The 17,446-nt window shown below is 71.2% G+C and carries 13 protein-coding genes; 5 read left to right on the plus strand and 8 right to left on the minus strand.

Annotated elements, in window-relative coordinates; genetic code table 11:
* Positions 1-8: 8 nt before the first annotated feature.
* The 6 genes from shc to dxs all read right to left on the minus strand — a co-directional run bounded on the left by shc (position 9) and on the right by dxs (position 8,350).
* On the minus strand, positions 9-2,048 hold the full coding sequence (shc, locus tag AC3AOF_RS21835; RefSeq protein WP_488346472.1) for a squalene--hopene cyclase: 2,040 nt from the start codon (positions 2,046-2,048) through the stop codon (positions 9-11).
* 77 nt (positions 2,049-2,125) lie between these two features.
* Complete coding sequence (gene hpnE, locus AC3AOF_RS21840) at positions 2,126-3,409, minus strand: hydroxysqualene dehydroxylase HpnE (protein ID WP_236992699.1); 1,284 nt, start codon at positions 3,407-3,409, stop codon at positions 2,126-2,128.
* A complete protein-coding gene (gene hpnD / locus AC3AOF_RS21845) occupies positions 3,406-4,266 on the minus strand; it encodes a presqualene diphosphate synthase HpnD (protein WP_488346473.1) in 861 nt (286 codons plus the stop codon). The genes hpnE and hpnD overlap by 4 nt, the downstream gene beginning before the upstream one ends.
* Entirely contained in the window at positions 4,263-5,147 is an 885-nt protein-coding gene (gene hpnC / locus AC3AOF_RS21850; RefSeq protein ID WP_236988895.1) for a squalene synthase HpnC, read from the minus strand. Before hpnC ends, hpnD begins: the two co-directional genes overlap by 4 nt.
* The gene (hpnA, locus tag AC3AOF_RS21855) at positions 5,144-6,181 is read right to left on the minus strand and encodes a hopanoid-associated sugar epimerase (RefSeq protein ID WP_236988894.1); all 1,038 of its coding nucleotides are present in this window, start codon (positions 6,179-6,181) and stop codon (positions 5,144-5,146) included. The genes hpnC and hpnA overlap by 4 nt, the downstream gene beginning before the upstream one ends.
* Before the next feature lie 195 nt (positions 6,182-6,376).
* Positions 6,377-8,350, minus strand: a complete 1,974-nt coding sequence (gene dxs, locus AC3AOF_RS21860) for a 1-deoxy-D-xylulose-5-phosphate synthase (protein ID WP_488346474.1) — start codon at positions 8,348-8,350, stop codon at positions 6,377-6,379.
* A gap of 268 nt (positions 8,351-8,618) precedes the next feature.
* On the opposite strand from dxs, the gene AC3AOF_RS21865 reads away from it, so the two are divergent.
* From AC3AOF_RS21865 to ettA, 4 genes are all read left to right on the plus strand, one after another.
* Entirely contained in the window at positions 8,619-8,876 is a 258-nt protein-coding gene (locus tag AC3AOF_RS21865; RefSeq protein ID WP_236988892.1) for a hypothetical protein, read from the plus strand.
* Positions 8,873-9,781 (plus strand): DNA/RNA non-specific endonuclease, encoded by a 909-nt coding sequence (locus AC3AOF_RS21870; protein ID WP_488346475.1) that lies wholly within the window; start codon positions 8,873-8,875, stop codon positions 9,779-9,781. Before AC3AOF_RS21865 ends, AC3AOF_RS21870 begins: the two co-directional genes overlap by 4 nt.
* 30 nt (positions 9,782-9,811) lie before the next feature.
* The gene (locus AC3AOF_RS21875; protein WP_488346476.1) at positions 9,812-10,084 is read left to right on the plus strand and encodes a hypothetical protein; all 273 of its coding nucleotides are present in this window, start codon (positions 9,812-9,814) and stop codon (positions 10,082-10,084) included.
* Between the two features lie 199 nt (positions 10,085-10,283).
* Positions 10,284-11,936 (plus strand): energy-dependent translational throttle protein EttA, encoded by a 1,653-nt coding sequence (gene ettA, locus AC3AOF_RS21880; RefSeq protein WP_488346477.1) that lies wholly within the window; start codon positions 10,284-10,286, stop codon positions 11,934-11,936.
* Between the two features lie 110 nt (positions 11,937-12,046).
* Here the strand turns inward: ettA and AC3AOF_RS21885 are convergent, their stop codons facing one another.
* Positions 12,047-13,276 carry a polysaccharide biosynthesis/export family protein gene (locus AC3AOF_RS21885; RefSeq protein WP_236988888.1) on the minus strand — a complete coding sequence of 410 codons (1,230 nt, stop codon included), beginning with the start codon at positions 13,274-13,276 and terminating at the stop codon, positions 12,047-12,049.
* A gap of 654 nt (positions 13,277-13,930) precedes the next feature.
* Here AC3AOF_RS21885 and AC3AOF_RS21890 point away from each other — a divergent pair.
* Positions 13,931-15,319, plus strand: a complete 1,389-nt coding sequence (locus AC3AOF_RS21890) for a capsule polysaccharide biogenesis protein (protein ID WP_236988887.1) — start codon at positions 13,931-13,933, stop codon at positions 15,317-15,319.
* A gap of 126 nt (positions 15,320-15,445) precedes the next feature.
* On the opposite strand, the gene AC3AOF_RS21895 is transcribed toward AC3AOF_RS21890, so the two are convergent.
* Positions 15,446-17,413 (minus strand): capsule polysaccharide biogenesis protein, encoded by a 1,968-nt coding sequence (locus AC3AOF_RS21895; protein WP_488346478.1) that lies wholly within the window; start codon positions 17,411-17,413, stop codon positions 15,446-15,448.
* Positions 17,414-17,446 lie beyond the last annotated feature (33 nt).

The raw sequence follows: 17,446 nt of genomic DNA on the forward strand, positions 1-17,446 counted from the left end.
GCCCCTCGCTACATCCCCACCGCGACCTTGCGGCTGTTGCCCCGCTGGAGGTTGCGGTAGCGCGCCAGCGCCCAGAGGGGGAAGAACTTCGCGTAGCCGTGATAGCGCAGGTAGAACACCCGCGGGAAGCCGGTCCCGGTGTAGAACTCCTCGCCCCACAGCCCGTCGGCTCCTTGCGTGCGGGCGAGATAATTGACGCCGCGGGCCACCGCCGGGTGATCGGCCTCGCCCGCCGCCATCAGGGCGATCAGCGCCCAGGCGGTCTGCGAGGCGGTGCTGCCGGCCCGCTCGTAGCCGCGATATTCGAGCTTGTAGCTCGCCGCGTCCTCGCCCCAGCCGCCATCCGGGTTCTGGATCGCGACCAGCCACTCCACCGCCTTGCGGACCGGCGCGGAGGCCGGGTCGTGTCCGGCGGCGTTCAGCGCGCAGAGCGCCGACCAGGTGCCGTAGATGTAGTTCATGCCCCAGCGGCCGTACCAGCTGCCGTCCTCCTCCTGGTCGGCCAGCAGGTAGTCGACGGCGCGGGCGAGGGCGGGGCTCGTCTCCTTGGTCTCGCCGAGCTGCGCCAGCATCGAGATGCAGCGGGCAGTGACGTCGGCGGTCGGCGGGTCGAGCAGCGCGCCGTGGTCCGAGAACGGGATGTAGTTGAGGTAGTGATAGGTGTTGTCGGCATCGAAGGCGGCAAAGCCGCCGTCGCGGCTCTGCAGGCCCTCGATCCACTCCCGGGCGCGGGCGATCGACTGGGTGTAGTCCGAGCCGCCCTCGCCGGGACCGAGGCGGGTCTGCGCCCGGTCCATCGCCATCGCCACCACGGCGGTGTCGTCGAGGTCGGGGTAATGGGCATTGTTGTACTGGAACGCCCAGCCGCCCGGGCGCACGTCCGGCTTGCGGGCGGCCCAGTCGCCCTTGATGTCGAGCACCTGGAGGGGCTTGAGCCATTCGAGGGCGGCGCGGGCCTGGCGCTCGTTCTCCGGCCCGCCAGCCTCCATCAGCGCGTGGGCGGCGAGCGCCGTGTCCCAGACCGGCGACAGGCAGGGCTGGACGTAGGCCTCGTGCTCCTTGACGGTGACGAGCTTCTCCACCGCCGAGCGCGCGGTGACGACCAGCGGGTGGTCCTCCGGGTAGCCGAGCGCCTCGTACATCAGCACCGAATTGGCGATGGCGGGGTAGATGGCGCCGAGCCCATCCTCGCCGTTCAGCCGCTCGCTGACGAAGGCCACCGCCTTGTCGAGGGCGCGGGCCCGGGGCTTCTTCGGGAAGAACGGCTCGACCACCCGCAGGATGTCGTCGATGACCGCGAAGACCGGACGCCACGGCGAGGATTCCTGGGCGCCGGAGGGCCAGCGCCGGATCCGCTCCGGATCCTGGGTGAACAGCTCGCGCACGCCGATCCCGCGCGGGTTCTTGGCCCGGGGCTTCTTCACCTGGAGCACGAAGAGCGGCACCATCACGGTACGGGCCCAGTACGACACCTTGTCGAGGTGGAACGGGAACCACCGCGGCAGCAGCATCACCTCGACCGGCATGACCGGCACGGCGCTCCACGGCACCTCGCCGTAGAGGGCGAGGAGGGTGCGGGTGAAGACGTTGGCATGCGCCGCGCCGCCGCGCTGGAGGATCGCCTCGCGGGCCCGGCGCATGTGCGGCGCGTCGATCGGGTCACCGATCATCTTCAGGGCGAAATACGCCTTGACGGACGCGCTCATGTCGAACGCCCCCTCGTGGACCAGGGCCCAGCCGTGATGCAGCGGGCTCTGCGTCCGGCGCAGGTAGACGGCGATCTTCTCCTCCAGCTCCCGCGGCGGGATCGACGCACGGAAGTGGTGGTAGAGGATGTACTCGGACGGGATGGTGGCGTCCGCCTCGAGCTCGAAGCACCAATGCCCGTCGGCATGCGCCAGCTGCGTCAGCGCCCGGGACGCGGCCGAGACCCGCCGCTCGACCTCGTCGAGGGTGATGTCCTGCGTGCTCTTGCGTTGCAGCGTCTCGACCTTGCCCACGGTGTCTCTGCCTTCCTCTGGTGAGGGCGGCTCCGCCCCGCCGCCCATGATGCCATCCCGGTATATTTTCGCAGTGCACAAAACGCCGCGCACGCTCACGCTGTTCCCGAAACCGGGCCCTGGCGTCAAGCGGCTCCACGCAACGCAGCGTTGCTACGGTTACTGACCATTACCTGCGCCGCCGTCGCCCCGGACCGGATCGCGCCCTCGATGGTCGAGGGCAGCCCGGTCGCGGTCCAGTCTCCGGCGAGCGCCAAGTTCTCGATCTGCGTGCGCGCCCCCGGCCGGCGCGCCGCTTCTGCCGGCGTTGCCGCGAAGGTGGCGCGCTTCTCCTTGACGATCTGCCAGCGCGGCAGGGGCTCGCCGGCGTAGCCAGAGAGCCGCGAAACCTCGTCCCAGATCGTGCGGGCAAGCTCCTCGCGCGGCACGTCGAGCAGGCGGTCGGCGCCGCTGATCGTCACCGAGAGCCGGTCGGGATAGGAGAACAGCCACTCGGTCACGCCGCCGACGACGCCGAGGAGCAGCGGCGCCCCGGGCTTCGGGGGAACCGCGAAATGCGCGTTGACGATCGAGCGGTGGCTCTGCGGCGTCTCCAAACCCGGCATCAGGTCGGCGGCGACCCAGGGCGGCAGGGCCAGCACCGCCGCGTCGTCGGGCCCGAGTTCCTCGGCGCCATCCGTGAACTCGAGCCGGGTCAGGCGCCCGTTCTCGATCCCGAGCGCCCGCAGGCGCCGACTGAGACGCACCTCCGCGCCGGCCTTCGCCAGGGCTGCCAGAGCCGGATCGACGAAGGCCGCCGACAGGCCCTCGACGGCAACGAGCGGCCGGCAGGCCCGGCCGCCGGCCCCCAGGGTCTCGCGCAGGATGGTGGCGGCAAGCCCCGCATCGCTCTCCTGCGGCTCGGTGTTGAGGGCCGCGAGCAGCACCGGACGCCACAGCCGGTCCCACAGCAGTCCTTCGCATGCCATGCTCTCGCCGATCGTGGCCGAGCGCGTCGCTCCGCGGAAGATGCCGAGGGGGGCGAGATAGTCGCGGGCGCGGCTGCCCGGCACCCGCCGGCGGGCATCGAGCACCCACCAGGGCAGGCGCCCGGCATTCGGCCGCAGGGTCCAGCGCTCGCCGGTGGCGAGGTCGGCGAAGGCGAAGGCGGCCTCGTCAGGCCCGGCGAGCACACCCTCGGGGGCGCCGGCGAGCGTCAGGAAGTCGAGGGCGTCGCGGTTGCCCGACAGCAGCAGGTGGTTGCCGTTGTCGATCGTCAGCCCGAGGGTCGGATCGAAATAGGAGCGGCAGCGCCCGCCGGCCTGCTTGGCCGCCTCGTGCACCACGACGCGCTGGCCGGCCTTGGCCAGCCGCAGGGCCGCCGAAAGGCCGGCAAGGCCGGCGCCGAGAACATGGACTGTGCCCATCAGACGATCGCGTGACGCAGGAGAACGCCGATCAGCGCGAGCTTGCCGGGCTTGACCCGCACGCGGGGCGCCGCCCAGCCGCGCTTGCGCAGGCCGACGAGGATCAGGTGATACGCCGCGCCCATGATCCGGGGCGCCTTGGTGGCCCGGCGCGATTCGCGGTTCATGATCGCCCAGGAGGCGTCGTAATGCGCTTGCGCCTCGTCGAGGAGCCGCGCGCAGACCTCTCCGAGGCGCGGATGCGCCAAGGCGCTCTCGGGCGTCGGGTGCGACAGGCCGATCGCCGCCAGCGGCTCGGCCGGCAGGTAGAGCCGGCCGCGCTCGGCATCCTCGTCGATGTCGCGCAGGATGTTGGTGAGTTGCAGCGCCCGGCCGAGATGGTGGGCGAGCCTGATGCCGGGCTCCTCGGGAAGGCCGAAGATCCGCACCGAGAGCCGGCCGACGGCGCTGGCGACGCGGTCGCAATAGAGGTCGAGGGTGGCCGAATCGGGGGCGACGATGTCGGCCTCGGCATCCATCGCCATGCCGTCGATCACCGCCTGGAAGTCCTCGCGCTTGAGTCCGAATTGGCGCACCGGGCCGACGAGGGCCTGTGTCCGCGGCACCGGGCGGCCGGCATAGAGGGCGTCGATATCGGCGCGCCAGCGGTCGAGCTCGGCCGCGCGGACCTCGCGGGCACCGCCATCGTCGGCCACGTCGTCGACGGCGCGGCAGAAGGCATAGACCGCGTACATCGCGTCGCGCTGCTCGGCCGGCAGCAGCCGCATGGCGGTGTAGAACGACGAGCCGGCAGCCGGCAGGGCCGGGGCCTCGGCGGACGCCTCGGCCTGGGCTGGGGTCTGGGAGGCGAGGGCGGTCACGAACGGGCTCCCCGCAGGGCCGGATGGAGATGGCGGCGGAACGGCCGCCGGGCGAGCGTGGTGGCGGCGGCGCCGAGCGCGGTGAGCGCGAAGGCGGCCTTGCCGTGATGGACCTTCTCGCTCAGCGGATCGCGCACCAGCAGACCGCGGGCGAGCAGCACCGCGAGGCGGTGGATCGCCGCGATCTCCATGGCGAGCCGGGTGTCGTCGATGAGATCCGGCAGGGGCCGGCCCTCCTCGAGGAGATCGAGGCAGCGTTGCGCCAGGTCCTTGATCACGGCGCGGAGCGCCGGGGTGGCGCGCTCACCGGCCAGATCCTCGATCCGGGCGCCGTGCTTCTCCAGGGTCTCCCGCGGCAGGTAGACCCGGTCGACGTTGCGAAAATCCTTGCCGCAATCCTGGAGGTGGTTGATCACCTGGAGAGCGGTGCAGATCGCGTCCGAGGTCGGCCAGGTGCGACCCGGATCCTCGCCGTGCACGTCGAGGACGAAGCGGCCGACCGGGACGGCCGAGTAGCGGCAGTAATGCGCCAGCTCGTCCCAGGTCTCGTAGCGCGTCTTGTGGGCGTCCATCCGGAACGCGTCGAGCAGTTCGAGTGCGTGGCGCGGCGGCAGACCGCGCTCGGCGAGCGAGCGGCGCAAGGGCGCGGCTTCCGGATCGTCGGGGCCCTCAGCCGTCAGCGCGTCGGCGAGACGATCGAGGAGCGTGATCTTCTGCTCGGGCGACAGACCCGCATTGTCGGCGACATCGTCACCGGCGCGGACGTAATAGTAGAAATCCAGGATCGGGCCGCGGTGGCGCGGATGGATCAGGTGCGAGGCGACCGGAAAGTTCTCGTCGCGGTGCCCCTTGCCGGAGCGCGCCTCGGTGACGGTGGTCATCGGATGTATCCCGCCTGACGGAACCAGGCGACGGCGTCCGACAGGCCGTCGCGGTAGGGCCGGGCCGCGTAGCCGAGTTCGGCCCGCGCCTTGGCGTCGGAGAAGAACATCCGGTAGCGCGACATCCGGATGCCGTCGATCGTGGCGAGCGGCGCCTTGCCGGTGATCCGGGCGGCGAGTTCGGACACGAAGGCGACGGGATAGACCGCCGCCCGCGGCAGCCGCACGGTCGGGGGCTTTCGCCCGACGAGGCCGGCGATGTCGGCGAGCATGCGCGACAACAGCACGTCCTCTCCCCCTAAGATGTACCGCTCGCCAATGCGGCCCTTGTGCAGGGCGAGGAGATGGCCCTTCGCTACGTCGTCGACATGGACGAGGTTGAGGCCGGTATCGACGAAGGCCGGCATCTTGCCGTTCGCCGCCTCGACGATGATCCGCCCGGTCGGGGTCGGCTTGACGTCGCGGGGGCCGATCGGGGTCGAGGGATTGACGATCACCGCCGGCAGGCCCTCGCGGGCCACCATCTCCTCGACCACCCGCTCGGCCACCACCTTGCTGCGCTTGTAGGCGCCGATGGCGGTCTCCGGTGTCAGCGGCCGGGTCTCGTCGGCCGGGGTGCCGTCGTCGTGCGGCTTGATGGTGGCGACGCTCGACGTATAGACGACCCGCTCGACACCAGCCTCGAGCGCCGCCCGCATCAGGGCCCGGGTGCCGTCGCGGTTGGTGCGCACGATCTCGTCCGGGTCCGGCGCCCAGAGCCGGTAATCCGCCGCCGCATGGACGAGGTAGCGCATGCCGCGCATGCCGGCCGCCGCCGCCTCGGGGTCGCGCATGTCGCCCTCGACGATCTCGACGTCGGGCCAAGTCAGGTTGGTGCGCGGACTCGTGGCGCGCACCAGCACCCGCACCGGGAAGCCGGCGGCGCGGAACACGTCCACGAGCGCCGGGCCGAGGAAGCCGCTGGCGCCGGTGATCAGCACCGGGCCGGGCTCGAATCCGGACGTGGATGCGCTGCTGTGCTGGGCCTCGTTCATGCGTTCCTTCTCGGCGGCTCGGGCGGTGGGCCCGCTCGTCCGACAATGACATCAATTCGGACATCAATTCGGGAAGCCGGGCCGCTTCTGCCAGCCCGGCGCCATGCCCGCAAGGCATGCGCGACCGATCGCGGATGGGCGTGCCGCCCGCGCATCAGCGACCTGCCACCGGGATGAACCCGTCGGTGCGATCTCTCAGGCGAGGCGCAGGCGCCCCCCGCGTTCGGCCGCCGTTTCGCGCGCCGGCAGCGCAGCCTCGACGACCTTGACGATCGAGGCCGCATCGAGCCCGGCCTCGGCATACATCCGCTCCGGCGAGTCGTGGTCCTGGTAGCTGTCCGGCAAGGTCAGCGTCCGCACCCGCACCTTGCCGTCGTCGAGCGCCCCGCGCGACGACAAGAGGTGCAGCACCATCGCACCGAACCCGCCGACAGACCCCTCCTCCAGCGTCACCAGAACCTCGTGGCTCGCCGCCAGATCCAGGATCAGCGCCTCGTCGAGCGGCTTGGCAAACCGCGCATCCGCCACCGTCACGGCGATGCCGGCCGCCTCCAGGCGTTCGGCCGCCTTCAGCGCCTCCGCCAGACGCGTGCCGAGGCTGAGCAAGGCCACCCGCGCGCCCTCGGGACGGCGGATCACCCGGCCCTTGCCGATCTCCAGAACCTCGCCCCGCTCGGGAAGCTCGACGCCGACGCCCTCGCCGCGCGGATAGCGGAACGCGATCGGCCCCGTATCATGCGCGTGCGCGGTCGCCACCATGTGCACCAGCTCGGCCTCGTCGGCCGCCGCCATCACCGTCATGTTCGGCAGGCAGCAGAGATACGCCAGGTCGAAGGCGCCGGCATGGGTCGCCCCGTCCGCCCCCACCAGGCCGGCCCGGTCGAGGGCGAAGCGCACCGGCAGGTTCTGCAACGCCACGTCGTGGACGAGCTGGTCGTAGCCGCGCTGCAGGAAGGTCGAGTAGATCGCGCAGAACGGCTTGAACCCCTCCGTCGCCAGGCCGCCCGCGAAGGTCACCGCGTGCTGCTCGGCGATGCCGACGTCGAAGGTCCGCTCCGGATGCACCTTGGCGAACAGGTCGACGCCGGTGCCCGACGGCATCGCGGCGGTGATCGCCACCACCTTGTCGTCGATGTCGGCCGCCTTGATCAGGCTCTCGCCGAACACCCGCGTATAGGCCGGCGCGTTGGGCTTGGCCTTGGTCTGCTTGCCCGACACGACGTCGAACTTCACCACCGCGTGGCCGCGATCGGCGGCGGCCTCGGCGGGTGCGTAGCCCTTGCCCTTCTGGGTCACGACGTGGACCAGCACCGGGCCGTCCGGCGCGTCGCGCACGTTCTTGAGCACGGGGAGCAGGTGGTCGAGGTTGTGGCCGTCGATCGGCCCGACATAGTGGAAGCCGAGCTCCTCGAACATCGTGCCGCCGCCGGCGAGCATGCCGCGGGCATATTCCTCGGCGCGGGCGGCGGTGTCGTAGAGGGCCTTCGGCAGCAGGCGGCCGAACTGCTTGGCGGTGTCGCGGAGCGAGCGGTAGGTGTCGCCCGAGACGAGCTTGGCGAGGTAGGACGACATCGCGCCGACGGGGGGCGCGATCGACATGTCGTTGTCGTTGAGGATGACGATCAGGCGGCTTTTGAGGGCGCCGGCATTGTTCATCGCCTCGTAGGCCATGCCGGCCGAGATCGAGCCGTCGCCGATCACCGCCACCACGTTGCGGCGCGGCGGCGTCTCGCCGCGGGCTCGTGCCGCGGCGTCCGAGAGGTCGCGGCCGATCGCCATGCCCAAGCCGGCGGAGATCGAGGTGGAGGAGTGCGCCGCGCCGAAGGGATCGTAGGGGCTCTCGGAGCGCTTGGTGAAGCCCGACAGGCCGCCGCCCTGGCGCAGCGTGCGGATGCGGTCGCGGCGGCCGGTGAGGATCTTGTGGGGATAGGCCTGGTGGCCGACATCCCAGATGATGCGGTCGTCGGGGGTGTTGAAGACGTAGTGGAGGGCGACGGTGAGCTCGATGACGCCGAGGCCCGCGCCGAGATGGCCGCCGGTGACCGAGACGGCATCGATGGTCTCGGCGCGCAGCTCGGCGGCGAGCTGCGTCAGGTCGCTCTCGGGCAGCTGGCGCAGGTCCGCAGGAATGCGGACGCGGTCGAGGAGGGGAAGGACCAGATCGGACACGTCGTGACACTCGCTCATTCGGGGGCGGATCCCGCGCGGCGGCACGCCGGGGATCCTCGCAGATGGCGGCCGTTATACCGCAAGCGGCCGATCGCGCCATCGGCCGCGCGCTGACGCGCCGGTTGCGGTTGTGCGCGACGTAGCAACTCCGAAGAACATTCTGAACTCACGGTGAATTCCAACCCCGAGGCGACACCTGCGCGGGGATGCCCTAGAATGTGCGAGAGACGGCGCGATTGGGCCAATACGCACTCCCCTCGGAGGTCAGATGGGACGGTCGATACCGGTACGCTGGCTCGTCCTCGGCGTTCTGCTGACGGCGCAGAGCCTCCTGCCGGGCCTGTCGGGAGACGCGCGGGCTGTGCCGCTCTATCCGGCGCTCGATCCCGCCTGGCTGCCGCACCTGCCTCGTTGCACGCGGTCCGACCGCACCTGCGACACCGTCTCGCGGCGCCGGGTTCCGGTGTGCACCTGGCGGGTGCGCCCGACGCCCGAGGGCCTGCGCCGGGTCCGGATCTGCGCGTGACGAGCATCGCTCCGCTCCGCTCGCGGGTGTCGCCGGCCGGCCGCGCCCTCCTGCTGCTCCTGGTGGTCTCGGCCGCCCCGGCGCTGGCGCGGAACTGCCCGGAGCATTTCGCCGGCGGCACGCCCCCGGTCCTCACCAATCCGCGGCTGTCCGCCGACACCACGCTCCTATGCTACCAGGCCTTCGCGGTCCTCTATTCGGGCCTGTCGCGCACGCCGCTCTACGCCGCCGAGCACCTCACCGCCGCGCGGGTCGAGGCCGCCCGCCGGATCGACCGGGTCGATGCCTTCCACGAGGAGGACAGGCTGCCGGAGGCGGTGCGCTCGGACCTCGCGGATTACGCCGGCAGCGGCTGGGACCGGGGCCACATGGCGCCTTCCGGCGACATGCCGAGCCCGAGCACGCAAGCCGAATCCTTCACCCTCGCCAACATCGTGCCGCAGGACCCGGACCTCAACCGCCGGCTCTGGGCCGGGATCGAGAGCAGCGTGCGGGCGCTGGCGATCGAGCGCGGCGACCTCTTCGTCGTCACCGGACCGCTGTTCGAGGGCACGAGCGTGCAGTCGCTGCGCGGCCGGGTGCTGATCCCGACCCGCCTGTTCAAGGCGGTCTACGACGCCAATCGCGGCGAGGCGGGAGTCTACCTCGCCCGCAACGCCGCCCCGGGCGAGACCTGGGAGGCGATCTCCCTCGACCAGCTCGCAGGCCTCGGCGGCATCGTCGCCTTCCCGGACCTGCCGGATTCGGTCCGCCGCCGCATCATGAGACTGCCCGAGCCGCGGCGCGACGAATATGCCGGCGGCCCGCGCAGCCGCCGCGAGCCGAGCATCCTCGACTGGCTCGCCGCCGAGCTGCGCCGCGCCGCCCGCCGCGCCTGGCGCGACTTCCTCCGCTCGCTGTTCTGACGAGCCCCGCCCAACCCATACGAGCCTCCCATGCCCGCGCACGCGAAGCCCGCCTTCACCCCCTTCGCCGACGATGCCGCCGTCCAGACCCTCGGCGGCCTGACGCTCGAGAACGGCACGGCGCGGATCGCGCTGCACGGCTCCCTCGACCTTGCCCGCGACCGGGAGAGCCTGGAGCGGGCGAGGGCGCTGGCCGAGACCCTGGCGGCGATCGTAGCGGCCCTGGAGGGCGAGACCGATCTCCCCGAGCGGGCCGAGGAGGTCCGGGTGGCGACGACGGAGGTCAGGAACCCGTTCGGGTGAGGGCGTCCCCGGGCCGCCTTGCACCCCCCCGACGGCCCTGGTAAGCGCGGGAGCACTCCCAATTCCGACGCGCGGCCGCCCGCGCCGGCGCCCGTCGGGCAGGATCGTCGCCAGGATTTCCGACAAGCCTGGACCATCCGCCCGCCCCGCCCCGCATCCGGCCGGACCCGCGCGCAAGACACTCCGAAAGGACCGGCCCATGGCCCGTGAATTCATCTACCACATGCGGGGTCTGACCAAGACCTATTCCAGCGGCAAGAAGGTGCTCGACAACGTGCACCTGTCCTTCTACCCGGACGCCAAGATCGGCGTGCTCGGCGTCAACGGCGCCGGCAAGTCGACGCTCCTGCGCATCATGGCGGGCATCGACACCGAGTTCTCCGGCGACGGCTTCGTGGCCGAGGGCGCGCGGGTCGGCTACCTGCCGCAGGAGCCGCAGCTCGATCCGGACAAGACGGTCCGCGAGAACGTGATGGAGGGCGTCGCCGAATCCCAGGCGACCCTCGATCGCTACAACGAGCTCGCGATGAACTATTCCGAGGAGACGGCGGACGAGATGACCCGTCTCCAGGACGAGATCGAGGCCAAGGGCCTGTGGGATCTCGATTCCAAGGTCGACCAGGCGATGGACGCCCTGCGCTGTCCGGGCGACGACGTGGCCGTGGCCACCCTGTCGGGCGGCGAGCGCCGCCGCGTCGCCCTCTGCCGCCTGCTGCTGTGGCAGCCGGAACTGCTGCTCCTCGACGAGCCGACCAACCACCTCGACGCCGAGACCGTCGGCTGGCTCGAAGGCCACCTGCGCAATTACCCGGGCGCGATCCTGATCGTCACCCACGACCGCTACTTCCTCGACAACGTCACGAGCTGGATCCTCGAGCTCGATCGCGGCCGGGGCATCCCCTACGAGGGCAACTACTCATCCTGGCTGGTTCAGAAGCAGAAGCGCCTCGCCCAGGAGGGCCGCGAGGAGGAGTCGCGCCAGCGCACCATCGAGCGTGAGCAGGAATGGGTCTCGGCCTCGCCGAAGGCCCGGCAGGCCAAGTCCAAGGCCCGTATCTCCCGCTACGAAGAACTCGTCGCCAAGTCGCAGGAGAAGGGGCCCTCGACCGCCCAGATCGTCATCCCGATCGCCGAGCGGCTCGGCAACAACGTCATCGAGTTCGACCACCTGGAGAAGGCCTTCGGCGACCGGCTGCTGATCGACGACCTGTCGTTCAAGCTGCCGCCGGGCGGCATCGTCGGCGTGATCGGCCCGAACGGCGCCGGCAAGACCACGCTGTTCCGGATGATCAACGGCCTGGAGACCCCCGACAAGGGCGAGATCCGCATCGGCGAGAGCGTCAAGCTCGGCTATGTCGACCAGTCCCGCGACGCGCTCAAGCCCGACGCGACGGTCTGGCAGGAGATCTCGGGGGGCAACGACATCCTGTATCTCGGCAAGCGCGAGATCAACAGCAGAGCCTATTGCGGCGCCTTCAACTTCAAGGGCTCGGACCAGCAGAAGAAGGTCGGCGTCCTGTCGGGCGGCGAGCGCAACCGCGTCCACCTCGCCAAGATCCTGAAGAGCGGCGCCAACGTGCTGCTCCTCGACGAGCCGACCAACGACCTCGACGTCGACACCCTGCGCGCGCTCGAAGAGGCGCTGGAGGATTACGCCGGCTGCGCGGTGATCATCAGCCACGATCGCTGGTTCCTCGACCGGATCGCGACCCACATCCTCGCCTTCGAGGGCGACAGCCACGTCGAGTGGTTCGAGGGCAACTTCGCCGATTACGAGGCGGACAAGAAGCGCCGCCTGGGCGTCGATTCCACCATCCCGCACCGGATCAAGTACAAGAAGTTCAGCCGCTGAACGAAACCCGGGGGCGGCGTTTCCGCCGCCCCGTCATCGACACGAAGAGAAACGGGCCCCGCGGGGCCCGTTTTCGTTTCCGGGATGGGCCGGGACCGCTCGATCGCCGCCTATTTGGCCACCTGGTAGAGCGAGGCACCGGCCGAGACCGGCGCGGTGACGGTGGAGAACACGCTCAGCACCTTCTGCACCTCGGTGAAGGGGGCGTTCGAGACGTAGACGAGGTCGCGGTTGCGCATCCGGAAGGCCTGGGAGACGAACAGGCTGTTGGGATCGCGCATGTTGATCCGGTAGACCACCGGCACGAAGTTCGAGGACAGGAGCGGGCTGCCCGGACGCAGGCGGCGCACCACCGAGGCCGGCTCGAACCGGAACACGAACACGCCGGCCGGATCGGCCTGGAAGTCGCGCAGCCCCCCGGACTTGGCGAGCGCCTGGGCCAGCGTGATGCCCTCGGCCGAGAACGGGATCTCGTAATTCGCCCCCGTGGCCCCGACCGCCAGGAAGGTCTGGGGGTCGCGCACCAGGGTCAGCGTGTCGCCCGGGCGCAGGAAGATGTTTTCGCGCGGGTTCGAGACGACCGCGGTGAGCGGCACCGTCGCCGTGGCCGAGCCGCGCGAGAGACGCACGAAGGTCTCGTTCACCGGCGCCGAGACGCCGCCCGCCGTGGCGATGACGTCGAGCAGCCGGTCGCCCTTCTCGGTCAGCGGCACGCGGCCGCCGCCGAGGCTGGAGGCCGGGCCACCGCGGGCCGCCGCCAGGCGGGCCCCGCCGCCCGTGGACGCCGCCTCGCCCAGAACCGTGACGCTGGTGCTGAGCGGCGAGTTCACCGTGATGAGCACCTGCGGCTGGATCGCCTTGCCGGCGAGATCCTGCTCGATCTGCGCCTGTACGTCGGCCGCGCGCTTGCCCGCGACCTTGATGCGGCCGGCATAGGGCACAGAGATCGTGCCGTCGCGGGCGACGATCTGCTCGGGGATGCTGGAGGATTTCGAGCCGGTGGACATGCCCCCGATCATGGGGCCGGAGAACAGGCCGCCGCTACCGGCCTCCCAGATCGTCACCGTGATCCCGTCGCCGACGCCGATCACCGGCTGCACCGAGGGGCGGCGGTCGCCGAAGGAGGCGAGCAGGCTGTCGAGGGGTCTGCCGCGCAGGGCCTCGACCACCGCGGCGTCGACGTCGACGATCTCGTAGCGGGCGAGCAGTCCCTGGTCGGTCGCCACGTCGGCACCCTCCACGACCGCGCTCGCCGTCGGACCGGCCGCGGGCAGGAAGCTGCTGCATCCTCCGATGAGGCAAGCAGCCGCCAGGACCGCTGGCATACCGACGCGCACCATGCACCACCCTCCGAAACCACCCGGGCCGTCCGCGACGGCCCTGCCGGTCTTCCCGCTCCATCGATGCCGGCGCGCCGGCATCCGTCCCGTTCGATCGTCCGCGCGCTCGCGGCCGTATTCGGCCACGCTTCGCCGCTTCTCCCTACCATCCCGGGATGCGGGGAGCGATGAGCGCGGCGCTCCGCATGCACAAGCGGCGCCGGTGTTGCACGGCGCCCACGCCCGAGAGCCCGAACATCCGGCAACTCGGCCGCGAATGCGTCGCGAGCGTGGCGGCGGGGGTCCCACTGTGGCACGGACGCAACGCAGCCTGGGGATGGCGTGTGAATCGCGGGAATAAGTCCCGGCCCGTCCACGTTCCTGCCCAGATCGTCGGCCTTATGGCGGTACTCGTCCGCCGGACGACCGCGACGGAACCCGCAGCAGCCTGCGACGATGGCACTGCGATTTTCCATGAGTGTTGCAGGCTCGCCATTGTCCACACCGGGTCTGGCGATACTGTCCGCGTCGTCAGCGGCTCGCGCGCGAGGTTGCGCGCCCCGAATGTCCGTCCGGGCAAGCTGGCAGCAGCGTGCTCGGGCCTTCGCCGTCTTAAGGGCTCCACCGGCAGGCCGCACGCGGTCGCCGGATCCCGCCCAGAGCCGAGGTGTGCCCGTGAGAGCTGATCCCGCGCGAAACGTCGAACCGAGCCGCCGAGACACCCATCACGGAGACACGCGCCATCAGGACGCCCGCCAGGAAGCCCGCACTGGCGGGCGTCAGGTCTTCCTGTTCCTCCAGGGCCCGATCACGCCGTTCTTCGCCCGGGTCGCCGATGCGCTGGAGGCGCGGGGTCACCGCTGCCTGCGGGTGAATCTCTGCTTTGGCGACTGGATGTTCTGGCGCCGGGCCAACGGCGTCAATTTCCGCGGCACCCGCGAGACCTGGCCGGCCTTCATCGCCGATCTGATCGACCGCGAGGGCGTGACCGACCTGATGCTGCTCGGCGAGCAGCGCTACTACCACAAGGTCGCGGTCGCCGCCGCCAAGGCCCGCGGCCTGAACGTCACGGTGACGGATTTCGGCTACTTGCGTCCGGACTGGATCACGCTGGAGCGCGACGGCATGTCGGGCGACAGCTGCTTCCCGAAGGATCCGGAGGCCGTGCTGGCGCTGGCCGCCCAGGCGCCCGAGCCCGACCTGGTGCCGCGCTACCGCGACAGCTTCTGGCTCCAGGCGGTGTGGGACATGGCCTACCACCTGATGAGCAACTGGCTCTGGTGGCTCTATCCCGGCTACAAGTCGCATCAGGTGCATCACAACGCCCTGATCTATCTCGGCACCGCCCTGCACATGGTGCGCGCCAAGCGCACCGGTCCGCGGGTCGACGCCTTGGTGCGCCGCCTGCGCGAGGCCGGCACGACCTATTACGTGCTGCCGCTGCAGATGGAGAACGACTTCCAGCTGCGCGCCTACTCGCCGTTCTTCGACCTGAAGACGCCGATCCACGCGGTGATCCGATCCTTCGCCGAGCACGCACCGGCCGGGTCGCGCCTGCTCGTGAAGATCCACCCCCTCGATCCGGGCATCCGCAACTGGGCGCGCATCGTGCGGCGCTCGGCGGAGAAGTGGGGCGTCACCGACCGAGTCGACTTCGCCGATGGCGGCGACCTCGGCAAGATGCTGGACGGCTGCCGCGGCGTCGTCACGGTCAACAGCACCGTCGGCCTGTGGTCGATGCGCGCCAACAAGCCGACCATGACGCTGGGTGCTGCGATCTACGACATCCAGGGCCTGACCTATCAGGGGGCGCTGGAGACGTTCTGGACGAAGGCCGAGCCGCCCCGGCGCGACCTCTGGGACGCCTTCATCAAGGCGATCGTTGCCAACATCCAGATCCGCGGCGTCTACTACAAGGGCGAGGGCATGGCGGCGGCGGTGGAGGCGACGGCTTCGCGCCTCGACCTCACGCAGGGCGCCTGGCTCGAGGTCCGCTCCCGGGCCCGCAGCGCCAATGATGCCGGCGACGAGATGCCGGGCATCGAGGCACTGCAGAACGCCTGAGCCCATCGAAGATCCACGAGATGGACGACAGAACGGGGCCGGCGACGGCCCCGTTTTCGTTTCCAGGGTCCGATCAACGGCCTGCGTCGACGAGACGCCGGCGCGCCGGACGTCTCCCCACGAGATTTACCCCCGCCGCAGCACGCGGCGCCAGACCACCGACCAGACCTGCTTGAGGACGGCCTCCGGGGTCAGGGCGCGGCGCGCCAGCTCCGGGTCGCCCTCGGCGAGGCGCTGCACCAGCACCTCGGGCGGGCAGGGCAGACCGGTGCGCGGATCGACGTAGCGCGGATAGAGGATCAGCGCGGCGGCCACCAGCTCGTCGAGCGTCAGGCGGCGGGTACGGCGGGGACAGCCCGGATCGTCGGTCAGGCCCCAACCGGCATAGAAGGGCAGGCCGTGGGTCGTCACGGCCTTGCCGCGCAGCAGTGCCTCGAAGCCGATGAGCGAGGTCACGACCTCGACCCGGTCCGCCGCCTCGATGGCGTCGATCGCCGAGACGTCGCGCAGGACCACGTCGGCATGGGCGGCGAGCTCGTCCGGCGGCACCCAGCCGGGACGAAGGCCCGCCTCGACGTCGGGATGCGGCTTGAAGGCGATCACCGCATCGGGGTTGCGCTCGCGGGCCAGCCGCAGGAGCGCGGCATTGCCCGAGACGGTCGCACCGCCGAGGCGGATCGAGGCATCGTTCTCGACCTGGCCGGCGACCAGCACCACCGGGCCCGGCCGCGGCATCTTCGGCATCGCGGCGCTGCCGACATTGTACTTGCTCACCCGCGCGGCGACCACCGCCTCGCGCAAAGCGGCCGCTCGCGCGAGGAGATCATCCGAGAACGTCCCGGTCTCGAGCAGGCGCTCGAGGTCGCTCGGCCCCGTGGCGTCGTAGTAGACGCCGGTGGCATCGAGGACGTGCGAGGCGCCCGGCCGCAGGGCGACTCCGAGGCCGATCGAGCGCAGGAAGCCGTCCTCCATCCGCAGGAGCGGCACGTCCGCGGTACGGCAGGCGGTCTCGAGGCCGGCCGGCATCCGGCTGGCCCAGGTCACGACGCGCCGGACCTCCGACAGCTCGGCCGGCGTCACGGGGGCGTCGCCGCGGCGGACGACCGGGCGATGGCCCGGCGCCGACAGGGTTCTGGTGATCCAGTCCCGCTTCCAGGCCGAGAAGCCGACGCAGAGGGTCGGCACCGCATTCTCGCGCCAGCGCGACGCGACGAGGTCGAGGGTCGCGACGGCGTCCTCGAACCGGGCCGGCGCCCCGGTATAGGGGTCGAAATAACGCGAGCAGACGAGGTAGGCGGCGGCGAAGACCTCGTCCGGCCGGCGCCGGCGGGTGCGCCGGGGCAGGTGCAGCCGGTCGTCGGTGAAGCCCCAGCCGGCATAGAAGGGCAGGCCGAAGCAAGTCACCGGCGTGCCGGCGAGCGCCGCCTCGAAGCCGGCATGGGCCGAGACGACGTAGACGCGGTCGCCCCCCTCGGCCACCGACCAGGCGGTGACGGGGTCGCCCACCAGGCGCGCGCCGGCCGCTTCCGCCGCCGCCGCATCGATATGGCCGCGCCGGCCCACGGGAGCGCCGGGATCCATCACCACCAGGCGCTCGGCCTCCGGCGCGTCGGCGGCGGCCGCCGCCAGCATCGCCGTGAAGGCGCTGGCACCGGCGAGGCCGAAGCCGACCGTCGGGTCGCCGGCCGCCTGGTCGACGATCACCACGCGCCGGGGAGCCCCCGGCATCCGCGCCGGCAGGTCGCGGCGGCGCGGGTCGTTGTCGAGGCTGAGCCGTGCCTCGCGCAGGCGCGCGATGCCGGCCCGGGCGCGGGCCATGAGCTCGTCCGATTCCCAGCCGCCTTCCTCGAGCATCACTTCGAGCTCGCTCGGCGCCGTGGCATCGTAATGGATGCCGAGCCCGTCGATGATGTAGCTCATGGACCGGTCGGGCCGGGGGTCGCCGAGTCGCAGGAAGCCCTCGTCCCACCGGTCGCTCAGGCGCACCCGCCGCGAGGTCGGCTCGCTGCCCAGGCGGCGCGAGCGCCGCGGACCGGGCCCCTCCGACTCCGACGGCATCCGGGGCCACAACCGCTTCAGCTTGCCGCGATCCATCCGCCTCTCACTCACTGCGGACCGTGCCCGCCC

Source organism: Methylobacterium sp. 142-1Y (assembly GCF_057747795.1).

What these genes read in the sequence shown, in the direction of transcription:
- shc (WP_488346472.1), bottom strand. Translation starts at nt 2,048, where the DNA reads ATGGGCGGCGGGGCGGAGCCGCCCTCACCAGAGGAAGGCAGAGACACC.
- hpnC (WP_236988895.1), bottom strand. Translation starts at nt 5,147, where the DNA reads ATGACCACCGTCACCGAGGCGCGCTCCGGCAAGGGGCACCGCGACGAG.
- hpnA (WP_236988894.1), bottom strand. Translation starts at nt 6,181, where the DNA reads ATGAACGAGGCCCAGCACAGCAGCGCATCCACGTCCGGATTCGAGCCC.
- AC3AOF_RS21865 (WP_236988892.1), top strand. Translation starts at nt 8,619, where the DNA reads ATGGGACGGTCGATACCGGTACGCTGGCTCGTCCTCGGCGTTCTGCTG.
- AC3AOF_RS21875 (WP_488346476.1), top strand. Translation starts at nt 9,812, where the DNA reads ATGCCCGCGCACGCGAAGCCCGCCTTCACCCCCTTCGCCGACGATGCC.
- ettA (WP_488346477.1), top strand. Translation starts at nt 10,284, where the DNA reads ATGGCCCGTGAATTCATCTACCACATGCGGGGTCTGACCAAGACCTAT.
- AC3AOF_RS21885 (WP_236988888.1), bottom strand. Translation starts at nt 13,276, where the DNA reads ATGGTGCGCGTCGGTATGCCAGCGGTCCTGGCGGCTGCTTGCCTCATC.
- AC3AOF_RS21895 (WP_488346478.1), bottom strand. Translation starts at nt 17,413, where the DNA reads ATGGATCGCGGCAAGCTGAAGCGGTTGTGGCCCCGGATGCCGTCGGAG.